The organism is Paenibacillus xylanilyticus (genome assembly GCF_047246825.1).
GTDB classification, from domain to species: Bacteria; Bacillota; Bacilli; order Paenibacillales; family Paenibacillaceae; genus Paenibacillus; species Paenibacillus xylanilyticus_B.
In genome coordinates this window covers 322,041-343,264 of sequence record NZ_JBFOLB010000004.1, presented here as the reverse complement: position 1 = coordinate 343,264, position 21,224 = coordinate 322,041, and the positions used below count along the sequence as shown (strand labels likewise).

The window sequence follows — 21,224 nt, the reverse complement described above, 5'->3', positions numbered from 1 at the left end:
GATTGAATTTAGACCGGCCTGGCCGGTAATTAACGTTGAATGAACGGATGAAAGGGATAGAATCGATGAGCAAAGCAGATAACATTCTTCAACAGGAAGTGGACAAACGCCGGACGTTTGCCATTATCTCTCACCCGGATGCGGGTAAAACAACATTGACCGAGAAGCTGTTGCTGTTCGGGGGCGCCATTCGTCTCGCCGGTACGGTCAAAGCGCGGAAAGCAAGTAAGCACGCAACAAGTGACTGGATGGAAATTGAGAAGCAGCGGGGGATCTCGGTTACATCTTCCGTGATGCAGTTTGACTATCTGGGCCATCGCGTAAACATTCTGGATACCCCGGGTCACCAGGATTTCAGTGAAGATACGTACCGTACACTGACGGCTGCCGACAGCGCGGTAATGTTGATCGACGTGGCAAAAGGTGTGGAGGCACAAACGATCAAGCTGTTCCAGGTTTGTGCAAAGCGTGGCATCCCGATCTTCACGTTCATTAACAAGCTGGACCGTGAAGGGCAAAGTCCGTTCGATCTGATGGAAGAACTCGAAAATGTACTGGGTATTCGCTCCGTGCCGATGAACTGGCCGATTGGTACTGGTCGCGATCTGTGCGGCGTGTACGATCGGATGAAAAACCAAGTGGAATTGTTCCAAGGGGACGACCACTCCACGATTAAAGTACAGAAAGTCGATGGATACGAAGATCCAGTTATCCGTGAGATGGCAGGAGAGTATCTGCATGATCAACTGTGTCAGGACCTGGAACTGCTGGATGTGGCGGGTGATCCATTTGATATGGAAAAAGTACAACGCGGTGAGCTGACGCCGGTATTCTTCGGCAGTGCGATCAACAATTTTGGTGTGCAGACGTTCCTGGAGAATTTCCTGCAGCTGGCACCGAAGCCTGAGCCACGTCACAGTACGGCGGGTGAGATTGAGCCGACCAATGAGAAATTCAGCGGCTATGTATTCAAAATCCAGGCGAATATGAACCCTGCACACCGTGACCGGATCGCTTTCCTGCGGATCGTGTCCGGTAAATTCCAACGGGGAATGAGCGTTAAGCATAACCGTGTAGGTAAAGAGATTAAGCTGTCACAGCCACAGCAATTCCTGGCACAGGACCGGGATATCGTAGAAGAGGCATACGCTGGCGATATTATCGGTTTGTTTGACCCGGGCATCTTCCGGATTGGCGATTCTCTCAGCCAGGGCAGTGAGGTTATATTTGATGAAATGCCAACCTTCTCACCAGAGATTTTTGCCAAAGTAACCGTCAAAAATGCATTGAAACATAAACAGTACCAAAAAGGAATTGACCAGTTGACCGAGGAAGGAACCATTCAGGTGTTCAACACGGTGAGCTTCGACGAGACGCTGCTCGGTGTTGTAGGTCAGCTCCAGTTTGAGGTATTTGAATACCGGATGAAAGGCGAGTATGGGGTTGATGTGCAGTTGCAGCGCATGCCTTATCAGTTTGCTCGCTGGATTGTGGACGAGAACCTGGATCCAAGTAAATTCCGGATTAACTCCACGCTGGTGAAGGATAAAAAGGGGAACTATGTTGTCCTGTTCGAGAATGAGTATGCGATGAGAACGGCAATAGACAAAAACCCAACTGCCCAATTCCTGGAGACAGCTCCATAAGTTAAGCTTATCAAGAGAGAGAATCAGTGTTTGACGCAGTAATAAGCATGAAATGTTAAAGATCCCTCCGCCTTTATTGGCGGGGGGATCTATTACTTTGCACCTTACTTTTTAGGCCTGTACCAGCCTAGTAAGGGAAAGCTTTCTTTTGAAGACAGAACAAACGGTATGATGGTTACCAATCTCCTTCAATGCCTCGGTTAGCGAAGCGGTTGAACGGGAATGGTATGCAGATGCTCCTGCGCGACTTGAATCAATTCATCCTGCTTCGCAGGTTCAGTGTTCTTCCAGATCATTTCAAAAATGGCACCAAGTCCGGGCAATGCGGCTTCCGGTCCATCTACAGAACCTTCAATCATTTCACGGAGCTGAGCATCACTCTTGTCATGCACCTTATGAACAATCGCTTCACGCAGGCTTAATGTAATTGGCATCGCAAGTCCCTCCTCGTATATTCGGCTGCTCCTTTACTGTTCCCTGGGAAGCGTGAGCGCATTCAAGTTTATCTGGCTTTGTGGTATACTACGAAGGATATTTAAGTAAGCATTGACATCTGGAATGATGCTCAAGTGCTGAAGTGCAGCGGGAGGTTAAGACCCTAATGGCTAAGAAACAGTATGCCGTAATTGGCATGGGGCGGTTCGGATCAAGTGTGGCCAATGCGCTAAGTGGTATGGGATTCGACGTGCTGGCAATTGATGCGGATGAGCAGCGGACCCAGGAAATGTCCAATGTGGTGACTCATGCTGTATCGGCAGATTCAACGGATGAAGAAGCGCTTCGAGCGCTGGGCATACGAAATTTTGACGTTGTCGTTGTGGCAATTGGTGAAGATATTCAGGCGAGTATTCTTACAACCCTGATTTTGAAAGATATGGGAGTGCCGGTTCTGATCGTCAAAGCACAAAATGAGCTTCATGGTAAAGTGCTGCAAAAGATCGGAGCGGACAAGGTGATTTATCCGGAGCGGGATATGGGGCTGCGGGTAGCCCATCATCTGACCTCCCCGAACATACTGGATTATATCGAGTTGTCTGAAGATTACAGCATTTTGGAGATGAGAGCTTCAGAAGAAATGGTTGGAAAAAACCTGTTGGAGTTAAACATTCGTGCACGCTTCGGTTGTAACGTGATGGCAATCCGCAGCGGGAATTCCATGAACATCTCCCCATATGCCGAGGATCGGATTGAAGCAGGGGATGTGTTGATCATTGTGGGCCACAAAGACCATTTGACGAAAATGGAGCTGGCCTATCCGAAGTAATCTCTCGGAGGAACCGGAGTAAATTGAATCGCAGACGGGAAGGATGGAAAGATGGATATTGTATCACCGCAAAATTCACGTGTGAAGGAATGGGCACAGCTGCTGGAGAAAAAGCATCGTACCCGTCAGCATAAATATATCATTGAAGGCATTCACCTGGTACAGGAGGCACTGCGTGCCCAGGCTGATCTGGAGTGCATTGTTTACGATGGTGAACAGGGTGTACCAACTGAACTGGCCGGGCTTGAAGCTCCGCTTCAGCGTATAGAATGGATTAGTGTGTCACCGGCTGTTATCGCCAAATGCACGGATACCATGACGCCGCAGCCTGTTTTTGCGATTGTCCGTAAAGGACGTGAGCCGCTGGAAAGCCTGATCTCTGGAGCACGAGGGCTTGTTGTGGTGCTGGACGGAGTACAGGACCCGGGGAATGTGGGGACGATCATTCGCAGTGCGGATGCAGCCGGAGCAGCCGGCGTGGTGCTCGGTGCGGGATGCGCTGATGTATATAATCCGAAGACCATTCGTTCAACGATGGGGTCTCTGTTTCATTTGCCCATTGTCGAAGGCCAGTTGGAATCCTTGCTTCCCGAAGCGAAGGCGGCGGGCGTGAAGCTGGTAAGTACCTCTTTGCAGGCAGAGCATTCATGCTATAGCTATGATTTCACACAATCCGTTTGGCTTGTGATCGGCAATGAAGGCAAGGGGATATCCGAGTCTACAGCAAGGCTGGTGGATGATGCAATTACAATTCCGATGCAGGGACAAGCAGAATCGTTGAATGCTGCAATGGCGGCAACCATCTTGTTGTTTGAAGCGATGAGGCAGCGGATGGTGTAAGATATAGTTTATGTAGCAATAGCAAGTAACACATAGGACAAGGTTTCCAGAGACGAGATTAAGCTTATTCCTACTTCTGCGAAGAGACAGGGATGAGCTTTTTTCTTATTTCTTATGGAGAAGATAAAGAGTTATTAAAAAAAACGAACGATATCATCCTCATAAGCCAATATATAGTGTGAAGAAGAGAGGGGATGCGAATGAGTGAGAAAGAAAATTACATAGAGCTTGTAGAGCTGACTCAGGCTAGAGACGATGAGGCGTATGGGGAGTTATACGAAAAACTGGGTCTTGAAGTCAGGGAATCGTAAGAGAAGTAAAAGTAAGAACCCGAACATCATGTGTGAAGTTTGTCTAACATCTAAATGAATGATTGACTAACAATGAGTTGCAGGAAATTAACGGTGGAAGCGGAGGGAGGGATCCTTCGCTTTTATTTTTTACTGCTGAAATCAGGTTCTCCCTTGCACATTCAATCGGTATTGATGGGGAGTTGTACCTGTTACGGTTCGAAATACTTTGCAGAAGTAGGAAGGAGTGGACATGCCTACACGGTGGCCTATTTCTGGTACGCTGTAGGAGGTACGGGCGAGTAATATGCAAGCATGACGAATACGGGTGGCCTGGGCATAAGCAACGATGGTCGTTCCTGTGGCCTTTTTGAACACGTGAGACAGATGGTAAAGAGACATGTGCATCTCGGATGCCAGATCCTTTAAATGAAAAGGCTCATCGTAATGTTCTTCAATCCACTGCATGACAGCTTCCGCATGAGGATGGAGAAGGCTGGAGGAAGTTGGAGGTACCAATTGGGAGGGGGAATGCTTCCCTTCTTCCCATATATATTTAATTTGTCCGAGCAGATGGAGTAAAAAGAGTCGAATATGCTCTTCTCGTTCGTATGGGAGCAGGTTGGGATGAACTTGCGCGAATTGTTCCATTAATTGAACCAGCATGGATGCAGAAGGCAGAATGAACGGTGCAATCGGTGAGTTTTGTCCCAAAAGCTCCTGTACAAAATCGTGGATAGCGGTAAAATGCCGCCAAGATCCCTTTAACAAATCCAGATCATACATAAGTACACTGCGGACAAAAGGATGCTCGTCCGTAACTTGAATCTGTACCTGGTGTAATTGAAACGGGCGGAAAATCATTAGCGTTCCCGGTTCAAGTGGAAATGCCTGACCTTCCGTGATCAGTTGACCATAGCCATCATGAATATAAGTTACTTCCATCTGAGAATGGGCATGAAATATTTCACGGAAAGTCGCGGTAGATGTACGGCGGCAAGCCAGATCGAATTGCTCTTTACCTAAGATGGACAACGTCAATTCCTCCCTCAACATAAGCGCAAGATCCTTTTATTTTAGCACAAGATGAACGCATAAAAGCGCTTAATTATTGTGTATTGTGTAGGAAATAAGGGAGGAATGTTCAGATGTTGAAAGTGGCGATTATTGGAGCTGGTGCAATTAGTGGAGCGCATATCTCAGCGTATTTGGCCTTTCCCGATCGATGTCAGATTGTAGCTGTGGTGGATATGTACCCTGAAAAAGCACAGAAGCGAATTAACGAGCATGGACTGAAAAATGCACAGGCGGTAACGGATTATAAAGAATTGCTGAGTCAAAACATTGATGTGGTTTCTGTCTGTACCCCACCGTACACACATGCTCCCATTGCGTGTGACTTCCTGTATGCGGGTACCCATGTGCTGGTGGAAAAACCGATGGCTTCCTCCCTGCAGGAAGCTGATCAGATGCTGAACGCTGCACAGCAAAGTGGCAAGCTGTTGTCGGTTGTGGCACAGAATCGATTTACGACGCCAATGATGAAGCTTAAGGGTGTGCTGGACAGTAAACTGATGGGACCAATTGTGCATGTGCAGGTGGATTCATTCTGGTGGCGGGGTCATAACTATTATGATCTGTGGTGGCGTGGAACGTGGGAAAAAGAAGGCGGCGGCTGTACGCTTAACCATGCCGTGCATCATATTGATGCCATGCTCTGGATGATGGGTCCACCCGTGGAGCTGCAGTCCATGATGGCCAATACGTCTCATGATAATGCTGAAGTGGAGGATGTGTCGATGGCCATGCTTCGTTTCCGCGAAGGGGCACTTGGCATGATCACCAGTTCCGTCGTACATCACGGAGAGGAGCAGCAGTTGATTTTCCAGGGCAAAGAGGCCCGGGTATCCGCGCCATGGAAAGTGGTTGCCTCTACGGCACGCAGTAATGGATTTCCGGAGCCCAATCCAGAGCTTGAACAACAGATTCAGCAAAGGGTCGACGAATTGCCGGATATTGTTCACGTTGGTCATGCCGGGCAGGTCGAGAATGTGTTAAACGCCATTGAGACCGGATCACCACTTCTGGTGGATGGGGAGAGTGGCCGGAATACGCTTGAACTGATTGTAGGCATCTATAAGTCGGCGAGTACGGGGGAAAAGGTAACGTTTCCGCTGGGAGCAGAAGATTCATTTTACACACGAGAAGGGATAATGAAACATGCGGTTCATTTTTACGAAAAGAAGACGACGGTGGAGAACTTTGAGGATCTGAGTATTACGCTGGGGAGCAAATTGGAGTCCTAAGCAAACGATTGAACATAAAAAGAAAGATGCCCGCCTCATGAACGTGAGGCCTGGCATCTTTTGCTTATTCTTTTATCAGCACCACTTCAACATCAATACACCCGATGCTTCCATCCATTCAACTTGGCGATCGCTTCCAGATAATAATAATCTCCATAAATTAGGGAGACATCAATGAAGGAAGTGCCGCTGCCGGTGGCGTGCAGTAAAATCGATTCATGCTCTGGCTGATCCCAGACGGCATAGTTCTCGGTTAATGAACGTAGTATACGTTCAGCGGCATCGGCATAGAGGCGTTTCTCACCTTCGGGAACGAAGGAAGCGAGCTCAAGCAGACCGGAAGCGGCAATCGCTGCAGCGGAACTGTCACGGGACTGTCCTTCCAGAGAAGGAAGCCTGAAATCCCAATAAGGCACGGAGTCCTCCGGCAGTGCGGAAATAAAATAATGTGCAATACGCTTCGCCGTATTCAGGAAACGGACATCCTGAGTATAGCGATATGTATTGGCAAATCCATATAAGCCCCATGCAGCGCCCCGGCTCCACGTTGAATCCGGTGAATACCCTTGACCGCCAAAGCTTTCAATATAATGTCCGTCCTCTGGATCGAAGGACAGAATATGTTTGGTCGATCCATCTTCTCTGACACCATATTGCATCGTTGTCTCCGCATGTCTAATCGCAATGTGCTTGTACCGGGGATCTCCAGTAACTTCGGAAGCCCAGAACAACAAAGAAATATTTAACATACAATCGATGATCGCCCAGCCGTATTTATTCCCATTCCAGGCACGAATGAATTGACCTGCCGGATTATATCGTCCGGCCAGGAAATTGGCTGCCTCCAGACCACGTCTGAACCCGTCTTCATCACCTGTAATTTTATACTTGATGACAGCGGTGGAGAGGAACTGAAAACCGACGTCGTGATGAAGTTCCACAGTAGGTTTAACCAGCCATTGCTCCAGCATCTCATCCCATGACCACGCTGCATCCCGATAGGCCTTTTCACCAGTCATGTCATGCATAATCCAGAGCATGCCCGGCCAGAAACCGGAGGTCCACCAATCGGTATGGATGTTATCATACTTCCCATCTTTACCGGCAAAATGGGGACACTTTCCCCCGATTTGATCTTTCATTCGGTTCATTTTGTTTTCCAGCTTCTTCATGACTTCCTGCCAGTATGTGATCGCAACACCGGAACCTATGTTAGACATGTCCAACCTCCTGAGATTAAAATTAGAAATGCTGGATAGCGCTTTCTTTACGCTGATTATATCTTTTTTAAATTCAGGAAAGTTGTGCTAGGATATGAAGAAATGTTGTTTTATTGTCATGCTGCAAAAGGGGGAAAAAGATGTTTGATCGCGTGGAATTTGCGGGGGCTACGCTTGCATGGGACTACAGAATACGATCGGTGCATGAATTTACAGGGTATTATCACTGGCATCAATGTGGAGAGTTTCTCTATGTACATGAAGGAAATGGTATTGTCGTTTTGAACAATCATACATACACCATTCGCAAGGGGATGCTGTTCTTTTTTCAACCGTATCAACTGCACCATGTCTATGCGGAAGTTGAACCGGAGAACCCCTATGAACGGAATATTTTTTATATTGATCCGATCATTATGGATCGTTATCTGGAATCATTCCCACATCGGCGTGCATATTTCTCAACATTATGGAAAGGGTACAATCAGCAGCAGGTGTTTGATTTGAGCTCATACACTTCGCACTTGGACTGGATTTATGAGAGTTACGATAGGTCACGCAATCGTGGTGGGGGAGATCGGGAAGAATCGGTTATGTTACTGCTTCAGATCTTGAGTCTGTTGGAGCAGCAGAACGCGGGGGAAGGACAGCAGGGCTTGGCGAGGCAATTAAAGGTCTGCCGAGATTTAAAACATGCCGAGAGGATTATGTACTGGATCGAGGATCATTATGAACATGAGATCAAGCTTGACCATATGGCTTCAGACATCCACTTGTCCAAATCATATGCTTCCCGTATCTTTCAACAAGAAACAGGCAGCAGCATTACAGAGTATGTTACAGCCCGGAGACTGAAGCAGGCTTATCTATTGCTTGAGACCACGGCATTCCCCATTGAAGAAATTGGCAGACGTGTCGGATTCCCTAACGGATCTTATTTCATCCAGTTATTTCGCAAATCTGCTGGCATAACTCCGTTACAGTACCGGCATCAATTTGAACGGAAAAGCAGACATTAGGTCTACATATATCACACTTAATGTAAGATTTATTATTGATTATATTAGTGAATTAATGTCAGATATCTTCATAAAAATCCCGGTAGCAGCCATCCCCTCTTAATTCAAAGGCAAAGGGAAACAGCCACACCCGGGATTGCAAACAACATGTAATTTAAAAGTAGTGAAGTCATTATAATCTATTGCATTATAGCCACTTATCAGCCCATCGCTCCACGGCACTCAATGCGCGCCCAAGCTCCGTCCCTTTACGGGACAACATATATTCTGTCCGAACTGGTCGTTCCGTAACCACATGCCGTACGACCAATCCTTCTTCCTCCAGTTCCTTCATTCGTTCATTCAGCACTCGCTTGCTCAGGTCAGGGATATAAGCGTGAATTTCACTGAAACGTTTGGGCTCTTCCATCAACGCATGAATAATGAGGGCTACCCATTTCCGGCCAATGATCTGATAAGACTGTTCCACCTTTTCGCATATTTGCTTGGCATTCTCATCATCGCTCATAATTGTACTCCTTTGAATTAGTTATGCTCATTATAGCACTAGTATACTTATTGTAACCTGGCTGTCTACAAGCCTTATGTATAAAATATCACATACCAATTGTTTATAATCTTACCACATAAAGCGTTAACATCAAATAAAAACCCTGTAAACACAGGTGTTCACACGTTAGACACGATTGTTGACGAATTGTGACGACAGGTGTAATATGGGTAACGTTAATTCAAATGGTTACAATTTATAACCTTGGTTTAAGGTTGTGGAGAGAAGGAATGTTCCATGGTTAAATTCAGGTGCATTATTTAAACGGAGGCAAGGGGGCAACATACCCACTTATTCCGTCTTTTGTCATGCTTGAATTTGAACATTTTGCAACATCATATACTATACTGCACAGATCACAGGAGGCAATCCAATGGATGCAATGACATTTGTCCTGTTCGGGGCAACAGGCGATTTAGCCAAACGCAAGATTTACCCTGCATTATATAATTTGTACATGGATCAAAAAATGCCGAAATCCTTCTCCGTTATCGGTCTTGGACGTCGTGAATTGTCGGATGCTGACTTCCAGGCGAATGTCGAAAAGTCACTGCATGAATTCTCACGGCAAACGCCTGAAGAAGATTCTCAGGTACGTGATTTCATTGGGGCTTTCCGTTATTGTTCTCTGAATAATACGAAGCTTGAAGATTACACCAAACTGCTGAAGCTCGTTGAGCAGCGTGAACAAGAACTGGGCATTCCGGAAAATCGCATGTTCTACATGTCGGTAGCACCTGAATTCTTCGAGCCAATCGCACTGAACATTCAGGAGAGCGGCTTGGGCAATACCAAAGGCTGGAAAAAGCTGATTATTGAAAAACCATTTGGACACGATCTGCAATCTGCACGTGAACTGAATGAGAAACTGAGCAATACATTTGCTGAAGAAGAAATCTACCGTATTGACCATTTCCTGGGCAAACCGATGGTTCAAAATATTGAAACACTCACCTATGCGAATCCGGTCATTCAGGCGTTGTGGTCCAACCGTTACATTGCCAATGTACAAATTACGGCTAGTGAAACTGTTGGTGTTGAAGAACGCGCGGCTTATTATGATCAAAGTGGTGCCGTTCGCGACATGTTCCAAAATCATATGCTTCAATTGCTGATGATGATCGCCCTGCATTTGCCTAAACGCTGCACTCCGCAGGAAATTCAATTTAAAAAACAGAAGATCGCTGAAGCTCTTCGTCCATTGACGAAAGAAAACATCGCTTCTGAGGTGGTTCGTGCCCAATACGGAGCAGGCGAGCTGCAAGGCTCTTCTGTTGTTGGATATCTGGACGAGCCTGGCATCCCGGCTGGTTCCCAAAATGATACGTATGTTGCCGCAAGATTGTGGATCGATGATCCATTCTGGAGCGAAGTTCCTTTTTACATTCGTACAGGTAAACGTCTGGCTGAGAAATCCACCCGGATCGTTGTTGAATTCAAGGCACCTCTTAAAACAGGCCATGAAGCTGAAAATACAACTGAGCCTAACCTGCTGACGATTGAAATTGGTCCTGGAGAAAGCATCTCTCTTCAATTAAATGCGAAGAACCCATTGAACCACGGTGAAGTGGAACCTGTTCACATGACATTTGCTTCAGGCAAACGCAATATTCCGGAAGCTTATGAGAACCTGATCTTTGACGCAATGCGTGGAGATTCCACCTTCTTTGCTCACTGGAATGAGGTTGAGCTGGCATGGAAGTGGGTACAACCAATTCTGGAAGCATTCCAGGATGGCAGCGTGCCGCTGGACACATACAGTGCAGGTTCGCAAGGACCTGAATCGGCAGATCGTCTTATTGCAGAGAATGGCTACCGTTGGTGGTAATCGAAATTATTTAATCTGATTATACCGTTCCAATTTTGCATAAGTCCTTCCGGTACTTGCCGGAAGGCCGTAAAAATTTTTGATATAGATGTTGCTGCACATGGTTTCGTTTTAAGCGGTGTAGTGCAGGGGACGGAATCGATTCTGCAGAAGCGAAGCGTTCGCCTTTGTATCCAAATTTCAACTACTATAGTTGAATCATGAAATTTGGATACAACAGCGATCGGAAGAACGATCCGTAACCGGAACGGTTACTGCGGAACGCAAGCATGTTGGATGCACTATGCAGAAATGCATTAATAATTGTTCATAACAGGAGGATTTATCATGAAACTTGGACTTATTGGATTGGGCAAAATGGGATTGAACCTGGGCAGAAACTTGATCGACCACAAACATGAAGTGGTTGCGTTTGACCTGAACACTGAAGCAGTAAATGAAATGAAAGAATACGGCGCACAAGGCGTTTCTTCTTACAAAGAGATGGTTGAATCTTTGGAATCCCCGCGTGTACTGTGGATCATGGTTCCCCACAATGTGGTGGATGCTGTACTGGCTGAAGTAAGCCCACTGCTCTCCAAAGGTGACATCATCATTGAAGCAGGTAACTCGCACTACAAAGAATCCATTCGCCGTTACGAAGAATTGAAACCATCCGGTATCCACTACATGGATGCAGGTACTTCCGGTGGTATGGAAGGCGCACGTAACGGTGCGTGTTACATGATCGGTGGAGACCCTGAAGCTTGGGCGATCGTTGAGCCGGCATTCAAAGATACTGCAGTAGAGAACGGTTATCTGTATGCAGGTAAAGCGGGCAGCGGTCACTTCCTCAAAATGGTACACAACGGTATCGAGTACGGTATGATGGCTTCCATCGGTGAAGGTTTCGACGTACTGGAGAAAAGCGACTTCGACTTCGACTTCGAAAAAGTGGCTCGTGTATGGAACAACGGTTCCGTTATCCGTTCATGGCTGATGGAATTGACAGAGCGTGCGTTCTCCAAAGATGCGAACCTCGATGAAATCAAAGGCGTTATGCACTCTTCCGGTGAGGGACGCTGGACAGTGGAAACGGCATTTGACCTTCAAACGGCTACACCGGTTATCGCGTTGTCCTTGCTGATGCGTTACCGTTCCCTGGAGACAGATACATTCACAGGTAAAGTGGTAGCAGCATTGCGTAATGAGTTTGGCGGTCACGCTGTAGAAAAAAAATAATTCATATATAACTGTTAACATATAAGGTTGTTCGGGTAATGATTATTATTGTGTTTACAAATTCATCAAGTGGAGGGAACATATCATGAAATTTTTCTTGGATACAGGGAACGTTGAGGAAATCAAACGGATCGAACGTCTAGGTCTGGTGGATGGAGTCACGACAAACCCGTCTTTGATCGCGAAAGAAGGCAGAGTATTTAAAGAAGTCATTCAGGAGATCTGTGGCGTTGTCAAAGGCCCAGTCAGTGCTGAAGTTATCGGCCTCAAAGCCGAAGATATGTTGAAGGAAGCTTATGAAATTGCTGAATGGGCACCGAATGTAGTCATTAAACTACCGATGACCGAAGATGGACTGTATGCTTGCCATGAGCTTACGCAAAAAGGAATCAAAACGAATGTAACCCTGATCTTCTCGGCTGCACAAGGTCTGATGGCGGCGAAAGCCGGAGCGACTTACATCAGTCCGTTCGTTGGCCGTCTGGATGATATTGCGGTGGATGGCATGAAGCTGATTCGTGATCTGCGTCTCATTCTGGATACGTACGATATGCCGTCCGAGATTATTGCAGCAAGCATCCGTAATATCAAACACGTTGAAGATGCAGCTCTTTCCGGTGCGCACATTGCGACCATCCCTGGTTCGCTTCTGCCTACATTGTGGAAACATCCGCTGACAGACAGTGGCATTGAGCGCTTCCTGAAAGATTGGGAAACTGTTCCTAAATGATTTTGCACAGTATCATGATGAATTATTAAACCATGTGAAAGCATGTGTCGTATTGGTTTGAAGCCTTCCGTCCTGCAGAGCAATCTGCTGACGGGGGCTTTTTTTATTAGAGTAAGCAGCATTTAGGCTAATTCTATGAAGGGATTGTTCCACTTTTACAAACGGATGATGTCCCCACAATACGGGTGCTGTCCTTCTTTTTCGGGACAACAGTGCATAAGGATAACATATAACCCTAAGCTCATCCCGCAGGGGAGGGACACCCGATGATGAGAAAAAGATGGCGTAGCCGAAGACGACGGAAGCCGCCAAGCGGCAAACGCAAGATGTGGCTGATTATTTTACTGGTAGCGGTATTTTGCTTAATGCAGGGCTTTGCCTACGTGGATAAAAAAATGAAGCCTCCAATTATGCATTTGGCCAAAATCCGGGTAAAGCAGATTGCCACGGAAGCGATCAACAAGGCGATTACAGCGCAAGTTGCAGAAGGGAAATCGACTGAAGGACTGATTGACTGGAAAACCGATACAGCCGGAAAAGTGTCCGGTTTCATGCTGAATTATGATGAACACATGAGAATTACCGCAAGTACGATGAATATTGTGCAGTCCACATTACAGAATGTGCATATGTTAAAAGAGAAGATCCCGCTCGGTCAGGCATTGGGGAGCCCGGTCTTAGCCTCCTTTGGTCCGAATATTCCCGTTCGTATCGAACCTCAGGGGGCCGTGAAGGTAGATCTGAATACCCGCCAGCAGAATGCCGGAATTAACATGATTCTGGTGGAGGTGTATATTCACATCATTGCCGAAGTAGCCGTGGTCGTCCCCTTCGACATGGAGCCCGAGACGGTAGATACCGAAATACCGATATCCTACCTGCTGGTTGTCGGTGATGTGCCGATGTACTATTACGATAACCAGGGCAAGCCTGTAGGCAGCAACGGCAGCAGTGCACCGTCAATTGCGCTGCCATCAGGACAGACTGGGGTTTCGGGTGGGAATGGCGTAACGACCAACCCCTCTGACCAGAACCAGCAGCAGGTTCCAGGAGGGAATCTGAACGGAGATGAATTTGAACTTGAACCAGATCTTTCAGGGGAAATTGAAGGGATACCTCTAGATTCAGATGTAAACCATTGAATCAAAATGAAGAAGTCGTCATAAAACAAAACGGGATCCTCAGTAGAGGTCCCGTTTTGTTTATTTGCTTTTAGCCTTGGCTTTTTTCTGCGCGCGCTCTTCCCGTTCCCAATGTTTCAATAATGGATAGGGGTCGAATGACCATTCCGTGAGCCCGGTGTCACGGTAGATTCCGTAATGCAGATGAGGAGGGAATTTGCCCTGCGTACCTGGTTTGCCATAGCCTGAGCTGCCTACCCAGCCTACAACTTGACCGGGGGCAACGACTTCGCCAATATGCGCATTTTTATCAAACCCGGATAGATGAGCATAGTAGTGATAGTGGTTGTTTAGATCACGGATGCCTATTCGCCAGCCGCCAAAGGGATTCCATCCCTTGATCTCCACGACTCCATAGCAGGTGCTTCGCACAGGAAGTCCTTGGGGAGCAAAGATGTCCGTTCCTTCATGGATGCGAAAACCACCCCAGCTGCGTTTGGTGCCCCAGGTGCTGCGATACGAATAATTGGTGCCGAGCGGCACGGGGAACGCATGATCGAACAAATCAATGCTGTCAAAATGCTCATATAATTTCGCAAACTGCTGAATGCGCTGCACGGCACGGGAATTGTGATAATACTCCCACAGGGCAATGCTGAAGTCCTCCTGGCGGGTTCCATATTTTTGGATGGCGTTCGCCATGCTGTATAGGACATCCAGATCATTGTTGGCATCTGCCACCCCGTCTCCCGATCCATCACGGCCGTGACCATTAAAAAAAGCGATGGAACCCGGCTGTTGATCCGTTTGGTCCGGGTTTAGCCAGCCTGTCCAGGCTGGGGACGTCATGAAAATACCTGTCAGTCGCTCCGGGTGCTTGCGATCCTTGGGATGAGCACGCGTGAGGGTCCGTTCATATTGATCGATGGCAGCGAGTCTGAACCAGGGAATGCCACTTATCTGTTCCATGCTTTCATATAAACCTCGACGTGCTTTCAAAATCTCCGCTGGTTTCAGTTCGACAGGTTCGGTTTTAGACGGCACAGCGGAGGATTCACCATGAACATCTACAGGCAAGAATGGGAGAAGCAATGTGCCTGCAAGTAATGTTTTGATCCAAAACGAGTGAGTGAACCGCGATGTCAAGCGATCTTGCACAGGGAAGCAGCCCCCTTTCCGTTGAGATGATGCACAAAGTGCCCGGTGAACCAAGCTATAACCTAGCGTTCTTCAAAAGTCCTCATTTTATCCCTTTGCACAAGATGTGACAAATGGGAGTTTTTCCAACGCTTTCATGGTATAATATGTTCCGAGCAACAGCCTAACTTCATTAGAAAGAGGGTTTACGCATTGGCTAAACGTGTTAAGGAACCGAAACCGGACTGGATTCGGATCAAATTGACAACCGGCGATAACTATCAGGAAATGAAAACGATGATGCGTTCCAAGACGCTGCATACAGTATGTGAGGAAGCACGATGCCCAAATATTTACGAATGCTGGGCCAATCGAACAGCTACTTTTATGATTTTGGGCGACATTTGCACACGGGCATGCCGTTTTTGTGCGGTGAATACCGGCTTGCCGACGGAGCTTGATTTGCAGGAACCAGAACGTGTGGCGGAAGCAGCGGAACAAATGAACCTGCAGCACTGCGTTATTACAAGCGTGGCTCGTGATGATTTGAAGGATGGGGGAGCGACCATTTTCGCCGAGACGGTGAAAGCAGTTCGCCGCCGTTTGCCTTTGTGCAGTGTAGAAGTGTTGATTCCGGACTTCCTGGGTGATCGGGATTCCCTGAAAATTGTGATGGATGCCAAGCCTGACATTCTGAATCACAACATTGAGACGGTGGAGCGACTGTCGGACAAAGTCAGAGCCAAGGCCAAGTACAAGCGTTCTCTGGAATTGCTTGCCCGTGCCAAAGAGATGCAGCCAAACATCCCGACCAAGTCCAGCATCATGTTAGGCGTGGGCGAGGAATATCAGGAAATTTTGCAAACGATGGATGATCTCCGTGCCGTCGATTGTGATATCATGACTATTGGTCAATACTTGCAGCCTTCGGAGAAACATCTGTTTGTTGAGAAGTATTATCCGCCAGAAGAGTTCGCTGCATTGAAGCAGGAAGGACTGAAGCGTGGATTCAGCCACGTCGAATCCGGCCCGATGGTGCGCAGTTCCTACCATGCGCATGAACAGGTCAAATCTGCTGCAAAACATGCGGAGCAGGCGGCAACACACGCATAATGGAGGACACTGGATTGGAAGAAGAAAAAGGCACTGAGCAGGTTCAGGATACAGTCCAGGATCAATCTCAGGATAAACCACAAGATAAACCACAAGATAAACCACAAGATAAACCACAAGATAAACCACAAGATAAACCACAAGATAAACCACAGGAAAAGATCATCGTTCAAGTGAACGGGAAAAATTATGAAATCGTGCAGAACCACAAAGAAGGCTGGAATCCAGAAGTTTTCCGTGACCGTTACAGTGAAGTACTGGAGCGCTACGATTATATTATCGGAGACTGGGGTTACAGTCAGTTGCGGCTAAAAGGCTTTTACCGGGACAACCATCCCAAAGCCACAAAGGATTCCACAATCTCAAGCATGGTGGATTATATTAATGAATATTGCAACTTTGGCTGTGCTTACTTTGTTCTTCAGAAGAGCAAAGAGCAACCACCAGCCAAAGCAAAAAGCGGCTCCTGAGAAGGACCGCTTTTTTCTATGCTTATTAATGTATATACCTTTGAATGCAACGAAGCTTGTTCCTGAGCAGGCTAGTCCAAAAAGGCTGTGCGAACCCGGTTCCAGAACGGATAGGGACGATACCGGGCAAAGCTTACCTTGTGACTCGCTACCTGACAGCGTACGGAGATGAGATCTTCTACCATGACATTCACATGATCAATGGTGAGCAGCAGCCTTTGATCCTTACGTGAGAAAATGTCGCAGTGATGATGTTTGGGCAAAATAACCGGTGAACCAAGCGTCCGGTAGACGCGGTTATTAATCGAAGCAATCTCGGCAATCTGTATGGCCTCGATGGTGGGGTGTACCATGGCCCCCCCCAGTGCCTTGTTGTAGGCAGTGCTGCCTGAAGGCGTGGATACGCAGATCCCGTCACCCCGAAACATCTCGAAGGTCACATCATTAATGTCGACTTGGGCAACGACAGTACCGTCCACACCTTTTAGCGTAAATTCATTCAAGGCAATATAGGAGGTATTGCCCGATTTTTTACGAATTTCAAGCTCCAGCAATGGGTACTCTACAATTCGGGGTTTGAGTCGTTCGGGATCACCTTTGCCACTCATCAGTCTTACAAGTTCTTGCAATTCGTCCTTCTTCCAATCGGCATAGAAGCCGAGATGGCCTGTATGAACCCCAACAAAAGCAATGTCCGGGATCCGGTCGATGAAATTGTGAAATGCCTGCAGCATTGTACCATCGCCCCCGATGGAGATGACAATCTCCGGCGATTCTGCATCCAGCTTGAACCCTTCTTCCTTTGCCAGCGCATGAAACTGCTGACTCAGATCAATCGATAACTGGTCTCCGCGGTCTTGAACATAGTATCTCAAGATGAAAGCTCCTTTGTGGTCATTATATTACCGATGATAATCAATTCCAGAGCAGAACACAATGTTGGATTGATATTCATTTGAAATATAGATGAACCTCAGGGCTTATTTTTGAAACCTTTCAGGGGAGAGGACGGTACGAAGCAGGGAGAAGAACAACAATACAAGCAGCACACCTACAAGAATCACCAATCCCGAAAATATAATCTGTCCCCCATCTGGTGAGTATAAAGAGATATCGGCGGGGAGAGCACCAGAATTACTCATGGCGGGGCTTGTCGATCCACCCATGATGGGGACCCACAGTACAATGACAATTACAGGTGCGATTAGGGCATGCATAGCTCTGGAAAACAAAAATGGCCCATATCTCATCGGTGTGTTGCTAAGTATACTCATAATCTGGGCATGCACCGACAGTCCGCCCCAGGACAAAACAAATGCAGCAGCAGCAGCCTTATATACGAGAGGCACGGCTGTACCTGCTCCGCCGGCTTCTTTGGCTCCCAGGGTCACTTCAAATAAACCACCTACAAGGCTTTGCGATAGGGCAGGCGGCAGGTTCATCCATGTGAGCAGTTGTTCGGTCATTCGATACAGTTGGCCAAGCCATCCTGTCTGTACAAGCAGCTCCATCATGACCGAGAAGAATACGACAAGCCCTCCTACGATAATAATAAGGCGAAGGGATGAGGAGACAGCCTGGCGCAGCAATTCACCGAATGCCCGTCCATCCGCCATTCTAGCCTGGTGCATGGCATGAATGGCCTGAAGCAGTCGGTTGCGCTTCGGTTTCTCGGATGCGGGTGAAAGGTGAGGCGATTGGGCTGATGAATCAGTGGTCCGTCCATGAAAACGCATGAGCAAACCAACGATAAAGGCAGCAGCGTAGTGGGAAGCGACCAGAACGGGAGCGACGGATACATTATGAAAGAAACCAACGGACACCGCACCGATCATGAAGATGGGGTCGGATGAAGTGGTGAACGCCACGAGTCGCTCGCCTTCTTCCCGCGTGACCAGCTTTTGGTCCCATAGCTGGGCGGTTAATTTCGCTCCTGTCGGATAGCCGGAAGCGCAGCTAACCGCAAATACAAAGCCTCCGCTTCCCGGAACCCGAAACAGCGGACGCATGAGTGGATTTAACAGGGTGCCGAGAAAATGGACGATGCCTAAACCGAGCAGCAGCTCAGAAAGAACCAGAAAGGGAAAAAGGGAGGGGAATAACACATCCCACCAGATGGAGAGCCCTCGTACACCTGCATGCCAGGTTTCTGCCGGAAACAGGACCATAAGGAAACAGAGAACCAGGAGAGCAAGTATAATCAGGACATGGGTGAGTCTAAATGATGAGGAAGCCATGTATACCTCTCCTTTATTTTATAATGGTTGTTAGACTTGCCTCCGTGAGTGTAGCTTGTGCCATCAATATATGAATAAAAGCGGACAAACAGTACAAATTAATATTCGGAAAGCGCTTGCAAAAATGGCTGTATTTTTAAACGATGTATGCTAAAATGATAAAAACGCCTGAACGTCACCTATTTGTCCAATAAAGGTGAAATTCAAATCGGATGGAGTGATGATTATGAGTCTTGTCACCGGAATCCTGGTCTGTGCTTTTGTCTATGTGATACGTGCCTCGCTTGTACGCTCTGAAGAAGAGGACTGGCGAAGTTATTAATGGAATATATGGTGCGCCAATCTTGAGATTGGTGCTTTTTTTGTGTCTTCCGAGGTGCAGCAGCCTAGAAAAAAAATACCCCAAGAGACCTTGACTTGATGATGTTAGATAGGACTTTTGGGATTTTTTTGATAGAATGAACATAAAGGCGATAAAGGCCTGATCCTTGATTTTGTTTTCACATTTAAACATTGGTGTGTAATATATGCCAAAATTCGACACGACGAGTGAGGGTTTAAACGAATGAATCCCAATTTGAGTATTTATGAAAATCTGGGCGGAGAGCAAGGCGTCCGGGCATTAGTTGAAGCCTTTTACCCTATTGTCCAGCAAAATGAGCAGCTGGCTCCTCTTTTTCCGGAAGATATACAGCCGGTTATGGACAAGCAATACATGTTTTTGTCTCAATTTTTCGGTGGACCTGCGTTGTTCTCAGATGCGTATGGTCACCCGATGATGCGTGCCCGCCATATGCATTTTGAAGTGACAGTTGAACGAGCACATGCCTGGCTGGCATGTATGGATCAAGCGTTGACACAGATCGGTGTGGAAGAGCCGTTGCATTCTTTTGTCCTGCAGCGTTTGTCGGGGCCGGCACATCATTTTGTGAATACGCCGTAACTCCGATAACAGGATAACGGGAGAGGGATGGAACGAGTGGAATTAGAGCCTCTGTATAAGGTGAAAGTAACATGTCATTATTGCGAGACCGAGTTTGACACGTCCAGAGTAAGACCGAGCTTGAAGCGGCCTTATCGGACGGATTCCGATTTTTGCACCTACTACAAACTGGAGAATCCGGATTTCTATGTTGTTCGAATCTGTCCTGAATGCGGGTTTGCTTCGACAGAGAACTCAACAGATAAACTGAATGACAAGCAGCGACAGGCCTTCAAGGAACAGATTGGCAATCGCTGGGAGAGACGGGACTACAGCGGTGCTCGGACACTGGATCAGGCACTGGCTACGTACAAGCTGGGTCTGCTATGCGCGCAGGTGATACAGGAGAAAGATCGCGTGGTTGCGGGGCTGCTGCATCACATCGCCTGGCTGTATCGTTACCGGGAAGACCATGAGCAGGAACGTCGTTTTCTGGAATTTAGTCTGGAAGCCTATGTAAGAGTGTTCGAGCGCGAGGGTGCTGGGAGCAATGAGGCCAGATTGCTGTACCTGCTTGGAGAATTGAATCGCAGAGCAGGCCATTTCCACGAAGCAGTCAAATGGTTTGGGCGTGTTATTCATGATAAGCGGATTACGGATGCGGCCATGATTCGAGCGTCCAGAGAGCAGTGGGCGCTTCTGAGGGAACAGATGATTTCCGGCAAGATGGAACTGCCTGAAGAAATGATTGAAGCAGACAAAGAGGCTGCTAAGCGCAGCCCCCTTTAAGTCATATCCAATTATTTGCGGACAGGCTTACTGGATAGCAGATAATCACTGTCGTTATCAATAACGGTCATACTGCCGTTACAACAAGGAAAGACCAGCAATTTCTTTTTGCCTTCACGAATGCGTACAAGCTCTCTCGGTTTGAGGGGCAGCAGCACATTGCTTGCTTGGCAGAACGGGCATTGCTGTACATAAATGTCCCCCATGACAATATCATAGGGCCAGCTGTTCTCAAAAGGAATCATTCCTGTTCGCCTTCCGCAGGAGTTGATTTGGATGCTTCTTCTTTGGCCAATTCGGCAATCTTCTGCAGCAGGATGTGCTGGGGCATGTGCATCAGATGCTCAAGGGGTACGCCAAGGGATTCTGCTAATTTGACGGCTGTGTCAGCCGATATTTGTAAAGGTTTCATCACATTTACCTCCTGAAAAAATGGCTTGAACTATTTCTCTAGTATAGAGATAGAGCACTCATAAAACCAGTTTTAATTGAAGTCTTTTCGTTTGAATCCTTGAATCCAA

23 protein-coding genes are annotated in these 21,224 nt (G+C 47.3%); 14 read left to right on the top strand and 9 right to left on the bottom strand.

Annotated elements, in window-relative coordinates; genetic code table 11:
• The first annotated feature begins 65 nt into the window (after positions 1-65).
• Entirely contained in the window at positions 66-1,646 is a 1,581-nt protein-coding gene (locus AB3N00_RS24155; protein WP_413036862.1) for a peptide chain release factor 3, read from the top strand.
• Positions 1,647-1,846: 200 nt separating this feature from the next.
• Here AB3N00_RS24155 and sspI read toward each other — a convergent pair whose 3' ends face one another.
• A complete protein-coding gene (sspI, locus tag AB3N00_RS24150; protein ID WP_175399186.1) occupies positions 1,847-2,080 on the bottom strand; it encodes a small acid-soluble spore protein SspI in 234 nt (77 codons plus the stop codon).
• A gap of 167 nt (positions 2,081-2,247) precedes the next feature.
• Here sspI and AB3N00_RS24145 point away from each other — a divergent pair, with 167 nt between their 5' ends.
• Together AB3N00_RS24145 and AB3N00_RS24140 are read left to right on the top strand one after the other, a co-directional pair.
• Entirely contained in the window at positions 2,248-2,910 is a 663-nt protein-coding gene (locus AB3N00_RS24145) for a potassium channel family protein (protein WP_413036861.1), read from the top strand.
• Between the two features lie 51 nt (positions 2,911-2,961).
• Positions 2,962-3,750: a TrmH family RNA methyltransferase gene (locus tag AB3N00_RS24140; RefSeq protein WP_413036860.1), complete on the top strand. Its 789-nt coding sequence runs from the start codon at positions 2,962-2,964 to the stop codon at positions 3,748-3,750.
• A 452-nt stretch (positions 3,751-4,202) separates the two neighbouring features.
• On the opposite strand, the gene AB3N00_RS24135 is transcribed toward AB3N00_RS24140, so the two are convergent.
• A complete protein-coding gene (locus tag AB3N00_RS24135) occupies positions 4,203-5,075 on the bottom strand; it encodes a helix-turn-helix domain-containing protein (protein WP_413036859.1) in 873 nt (290 codons plus the stop codon).
• A 113-nt stretch (positions 5,076-5,188) separates the two neighbouring features.
• On the opposite strand from AB3N00_RS24135, the gene AB3N00_RS24130 reads away from it, so the two are divergent.
• Entirely contained in the window at positions 5,189-6,346 is a 1,158-nt protein-coding gene (locus tag AB3N00_RS24130; RefSeq protein ID WP_413036858.1) for a Gfo/Idh/MocA family protein, read from the top strand.
• Between the two features lie 92 nt (positions 6,347-6,438).
• Here the strand turns inward: AB3N00_RS24130 and AB3N00_RS24125 are convergent, their stop codons facing one another.
• A complete protein-coding gene (locus tag AB3N00_RS24125) occupies positions 6,439-7,566 on the bottom strand; it encodes a glycoside hydrolase family 88 protein (RefSeq protein WP_413036857.1) in 1,128 nt (375 codons plus the stop codon).
• Between the two features lie 140 nt (positions 7,567-7,706).
• On the opposite strand from AB3N00_RS24125, the gene AB3N00_RS24120 reads away from it, so the two are divergent.
• Positions 7,707-8,585, top strand: coding sequence for a helix-turn-helix domain-containing protein (locus AB3N00_RS24120; RefSeq protein WP_413036856.1), 879 nt, complete (start codon positions 7,707-7,709; stop codon positions 8,583-8,585).
• 187 nt (positions 8,586-8,772) lie between these two features.
• Here the strand turns inward: AB3N00_RS24120 and AB3N00_RS24115 are convergent, their stop codons facing one another.
• On the bottom strand, positions 8,773-9,093 hold the full coding sequence (locus AB3N00_RS24115) for a winged helix-turn-helix transcriptional regulator (RefSeq protein ID WP_095292196.1): 321 nt from the start codon (positions 9,091-9,093) through the stop codon (positions 8,773-8,775).
• 415 nt (positions 9,094-9,508) lie between these two features.
• Between AB3N00_RS24115 and zwf the strand changes: the two genes are divergently transcribed.
• The 4 genes from zwf (at position 9,509) to yunB (ending at position 14,056) form a co-directional block, all read left to right on the top strand.
• Positions 9,509-10,963 carry a glucose-6-phosphate dehydrogenase gene (gene zwf / locus AB3N00_RS24110; protein ID WP_413036855.1) on the top strand — a complete coding sequence of 485 codons (1,455 nt, stop codon included), beginning with the start codon at positions 9,509-9,511 and terminating at the stop codon, positions 10,961-10,963.
• A 327-nt stretch (positions 10,964-11,290) separates the two neighbouring features.
• Entirely contained in the window at positions 11,291-12,184 is an 894-nt protein-coding gene (gene gnd / locus AB3N00_RS24105; RefSeq protein WP_095361222.1) for a phosphogluconate dehydrogenase (NAD(+)-dependent, decarboxylating), read from the top strand.
• An 85-nt stretch (positions 12,185-12,269) separates the two neighbouring features.
• Positions 12,270-12,914, top strand: a complete 645-nt coding sequence (gene fsa, locus AB3N00_RS24100) for a fructose-6-phosphate aldolase (protein WP_095361223.1) — start codon at positions 12,270-12,272, stop codon at positions 12,912-12,914.
• 266 nt (positions 12,915-13,180) lie between these two features.
• Positions 13,181-14,056, top strand: a complete 876-nt coding sequence (gene yunB / locus AB3N00_RS24095; RefSeq protein WP_413036854.1) for a sporulation protein YunB — start codon at positions 13,181-13,183, stop codon at positions 14,054-14,056.
• Positions 14,057-14,116: 60 nt separating this feature from the next.
• Here yunB and AB3N00_RS24090 read toward each other — a convergent pair whose 3' ends face one another.
• Positions 14,117-15,193 carry a M23 family metallopeptidase gene (locus AB3N00_RS24090; protein ID WP_413036853.1) on the bottom strand — a complete coding sequence of 359 codons (1,077 nt, stop codon included), beginning with the start codon at positions 15,191-15,193 and terminating at the stop codon, positions 14,117-14,119.
• A gap of 192 nt (positions 15,194-15,385) precedes the next feature.
• On the opposite strand from AB3N00_RS24090, the gene lipA reads away from it, so the two are divergent.
• Complete coding sequence (lipA, locus tag AB3N00_RS24085) at positions 15,386-16,285, top strand: lipoyl synthase (RefSeq protein ID WP_110756964.1); 900 nt, start codon at positions 15,386-15,388, stop codon at positions 16,283-16,285.
• A 14-nt stretch (positions 16,286-16,299) separates the two neighbouring features.
• Complete coding sequence (locus tag AB3N00_RS24080) at positions 16,300-16,755, top strand: YutD family protein (protein WP_413036852.1); 456 nt, start codon at positions 16,300-16,302, stop codon at positions 16,753-16,755.
• 71 nt (positions 16,756-16,826) lie between these two features.
• Here AB3N00_RS24080 and AB3N00_RS24075 read toward each other — a convergent pair whose 3' ends face one another.
• Together AB3N00_RS24075 and ylbJ are read right to left on the bottom strand one after the other, a co-directional pair.
• Positions 16,827-17,630 carry an NAD kinase gene (locus AB3N00_RS24075; protein ID WP_095292189.1) on the bottom strand — a complete coding sequence of 268 codons (804 nt, stop codon included), beginning with the start codon at positions 17,628-17,630 and terminating at the stop codon, positions 16,827-16,829.
• 105 nt (positions 17,631-17,735) lie between these two features.
• Positions 17,736-18,992: a sporulation integral membrane protein YlbJ gene (gene ylbJ / locus AB3N00_RS24070; RefSeq protein WP_413036851.1), complete on the bottom strand. Its 1,257-nt coding sequence runs from the start codon at positions 18,990-18,992 to the stop codon at positions 17,736-17,738.
• A 196-nt stretch (positions 18,993-19,188) separates the two neighbouring features.
• On the opposite strand from ylbJ, the gene AB3N00_RS24065 reads away from it, so the two are divergent.
• The 3 genes from AB3N00_RS24065 (at position 19,189) to AB3N00_RS24055 (ending at position 20,703) form a co-directional block, all read left to right on the top strand.
• Positions 19,189-19,314, top strand: a complete 126-nt coding sequence (locus tag AB3N00_RS24065) for a hypothetical protein (RefSeq protein WP_258377577.1) — start codon at positions 19,189-19,191, stop codon at positions 19,312-19,314.
• 243 nt (positions 19,315-19,557) lie between these two features.
• A complete protein-coding gene (locus AB3N00_RS24060; RefSeq protein ID WP_413036850.1) occupies positions 19,558-19,935 on the top strand; it encodes a globin in 378 nt (125 codons plus the stop codon).
• 36 nt (positions 19,936-19,971) lie between these two features.
• The gene (locus AB3N00_RS24055) at positions 19,972-20,703 is read left to right on the top strand and encodes a DUF2225 domain-containing protein (protein ID WP_413036849.1); all 732 of its coding nucleotides are present in this window, start codon (positions 19,972-19,974) and stop codon (positions 20,701-20,703) included.
• Positions 20,704-20,714: 11 nt separating this feature from the next.
• Here AB3N00_RS24055 and AB3N00_RS24050 read toward each other — a convergent pair whose 3' ends face one another.
• A complete protein-coding gene (locus AB3N00_RS24050) occupies positions 20,715-20,948 on the bottom strand; it encodes a hypothetical protein (protein WP_095292183.1) in 234 nt (77 codons plus the stop codon).
• On the bottom strand, positions 20,945-21,115 hold the full coding sequence (locus tag AB3N00_RS24045; protein WP_175399199.1) for a YycC family protein: 171 nt from the start codon (positions 21,113-21,115) through the stop codon (positions 20,945-20,947). Before AB3N00_RS24045 ends, AB3N00_RS24050 begins: the two co-directional genes overlap by 4 nt.
• Positions 21,116-21,224 lie beyond the last annotated feature (109 nt).

What these genes read in the sequence shown, in the direction of transcription:
- AB3N00_RS24130 (WP_413036858.1), top strand. Translation starts at nt 5,189, where the DNA reads ATGTTGAAAGTGGCGATTATTGGAGCTGGTGCAATTAGTGGAGCGCAT.
- AB3N00_RS24140 (WP_413036860.1), top strand. Translation starts at nt 2,962, where the DNA reads ATGGATATTGTATCACCGCAAAATTCACGTGTGAAGGAATGGGCACAG.
- ylbJ (WP_413036851.1), bottom strand. Translation starts at nt 18,992, where the DNA reads ATGGCTTCCTCATCATTTAGACTCACCCATGTCCTGATTATACTTGCT.
- sspI (WP_175399186.1), bottom strand. Translation starts at nt 2,080, where the DNA reads ATGCCAATTACATTAAGCCTGCGTGAAGCGATTGTTCATAAGGTGCAT.
- AB3N00_RS24050 (WP_095292183.1), bottom strand. Translation starts at nt 20,948, where the DNA reads ATGATTCCTTTTGAGAACAGCTGGCCCTATGATATTGTCATGGGGGAC.
- AB3N00_RS24060 (WP_413036850.1), top strand. Translation starts at nt 19,558, where the DNA reads ATGAATCCCAATTTGAGTATTTATGAAAATCTGGGCGGAGAGCAAGGC.
- fsa (WP_095361223.1), top strand. Translation starts at nt 12,270, where the DNA reads ATGAAATTTTTCTTGGATACAGGGAACGTTGAGGAAATCAAACGGATC.
- gnd (WP_095361222.1), top strand. Translation starts at nt 11,291, where the DNA reads ATGAAACTTGGACTTATTGGATTGGGCAAAATGGGATTGAACCTGGGC.
- AB3N00_RS24125 (WP_413036857.1), bottom strand. Translation starts at nt 7,566, where the DNA reads ATGTCTAACATAGGTTCCGGTGTTGCGATCACATACTGGCAGGAAGTC.
- AB3N00_RS24120 (WP_413036856.1), top strand. Translation starts at nt 7,707, where the DNA reads ATGTTTGATCGCGTGGAATTTGCGGGGGCTACGCTTGCATGGGACTAC.
- AB3N00_RS24155 (WP_413036862.1), top strand. Translation starts at nt 66, where the DNA reads ATGAGCAAAGCAGATAACATTCTTCAACAGGAAGTGGACAAACGCCGG.
- AB3N00_RS24115 (WP_095292196.1), bottom strand. Translation starts at nt 9,093, where the DNA reads ATGAGCGATGATGAGAATGCCAAGCAAATATGCGAAAAGGTGGAACAG.
- AB3N00_RS24045 (WP_175399199.1), bottom strand. Translation starts at nt 21,115, where the DNA reads ATGAAACCTTTACAAATATCGGCTGACACAGCCGTCAAATTAGCAGAA.
- zwf (WP_413036855.1), top strand. Translation starts at nt 9,509, where the DNA reads ATGGATGCAATGACATTTGTCCTGTTCGGGGCAACAGGCGATTTAGCC.
- AB3N00_RS24145 (WP_413036861.1), top strand. Translation starts at nt 2,248, where the DNA reads ATGGCTAAGAAACAGTATGCCGTAATTGGCATGGGGCGGTTCGGATCA.
- yunB (WP_413036854.1), top strand. Translation starts at nt 13,181, where the DNA reads ATGATGAGAAAAAGATGGCGTAGCCGAAGACGACGGAAGCCGCCAAGC.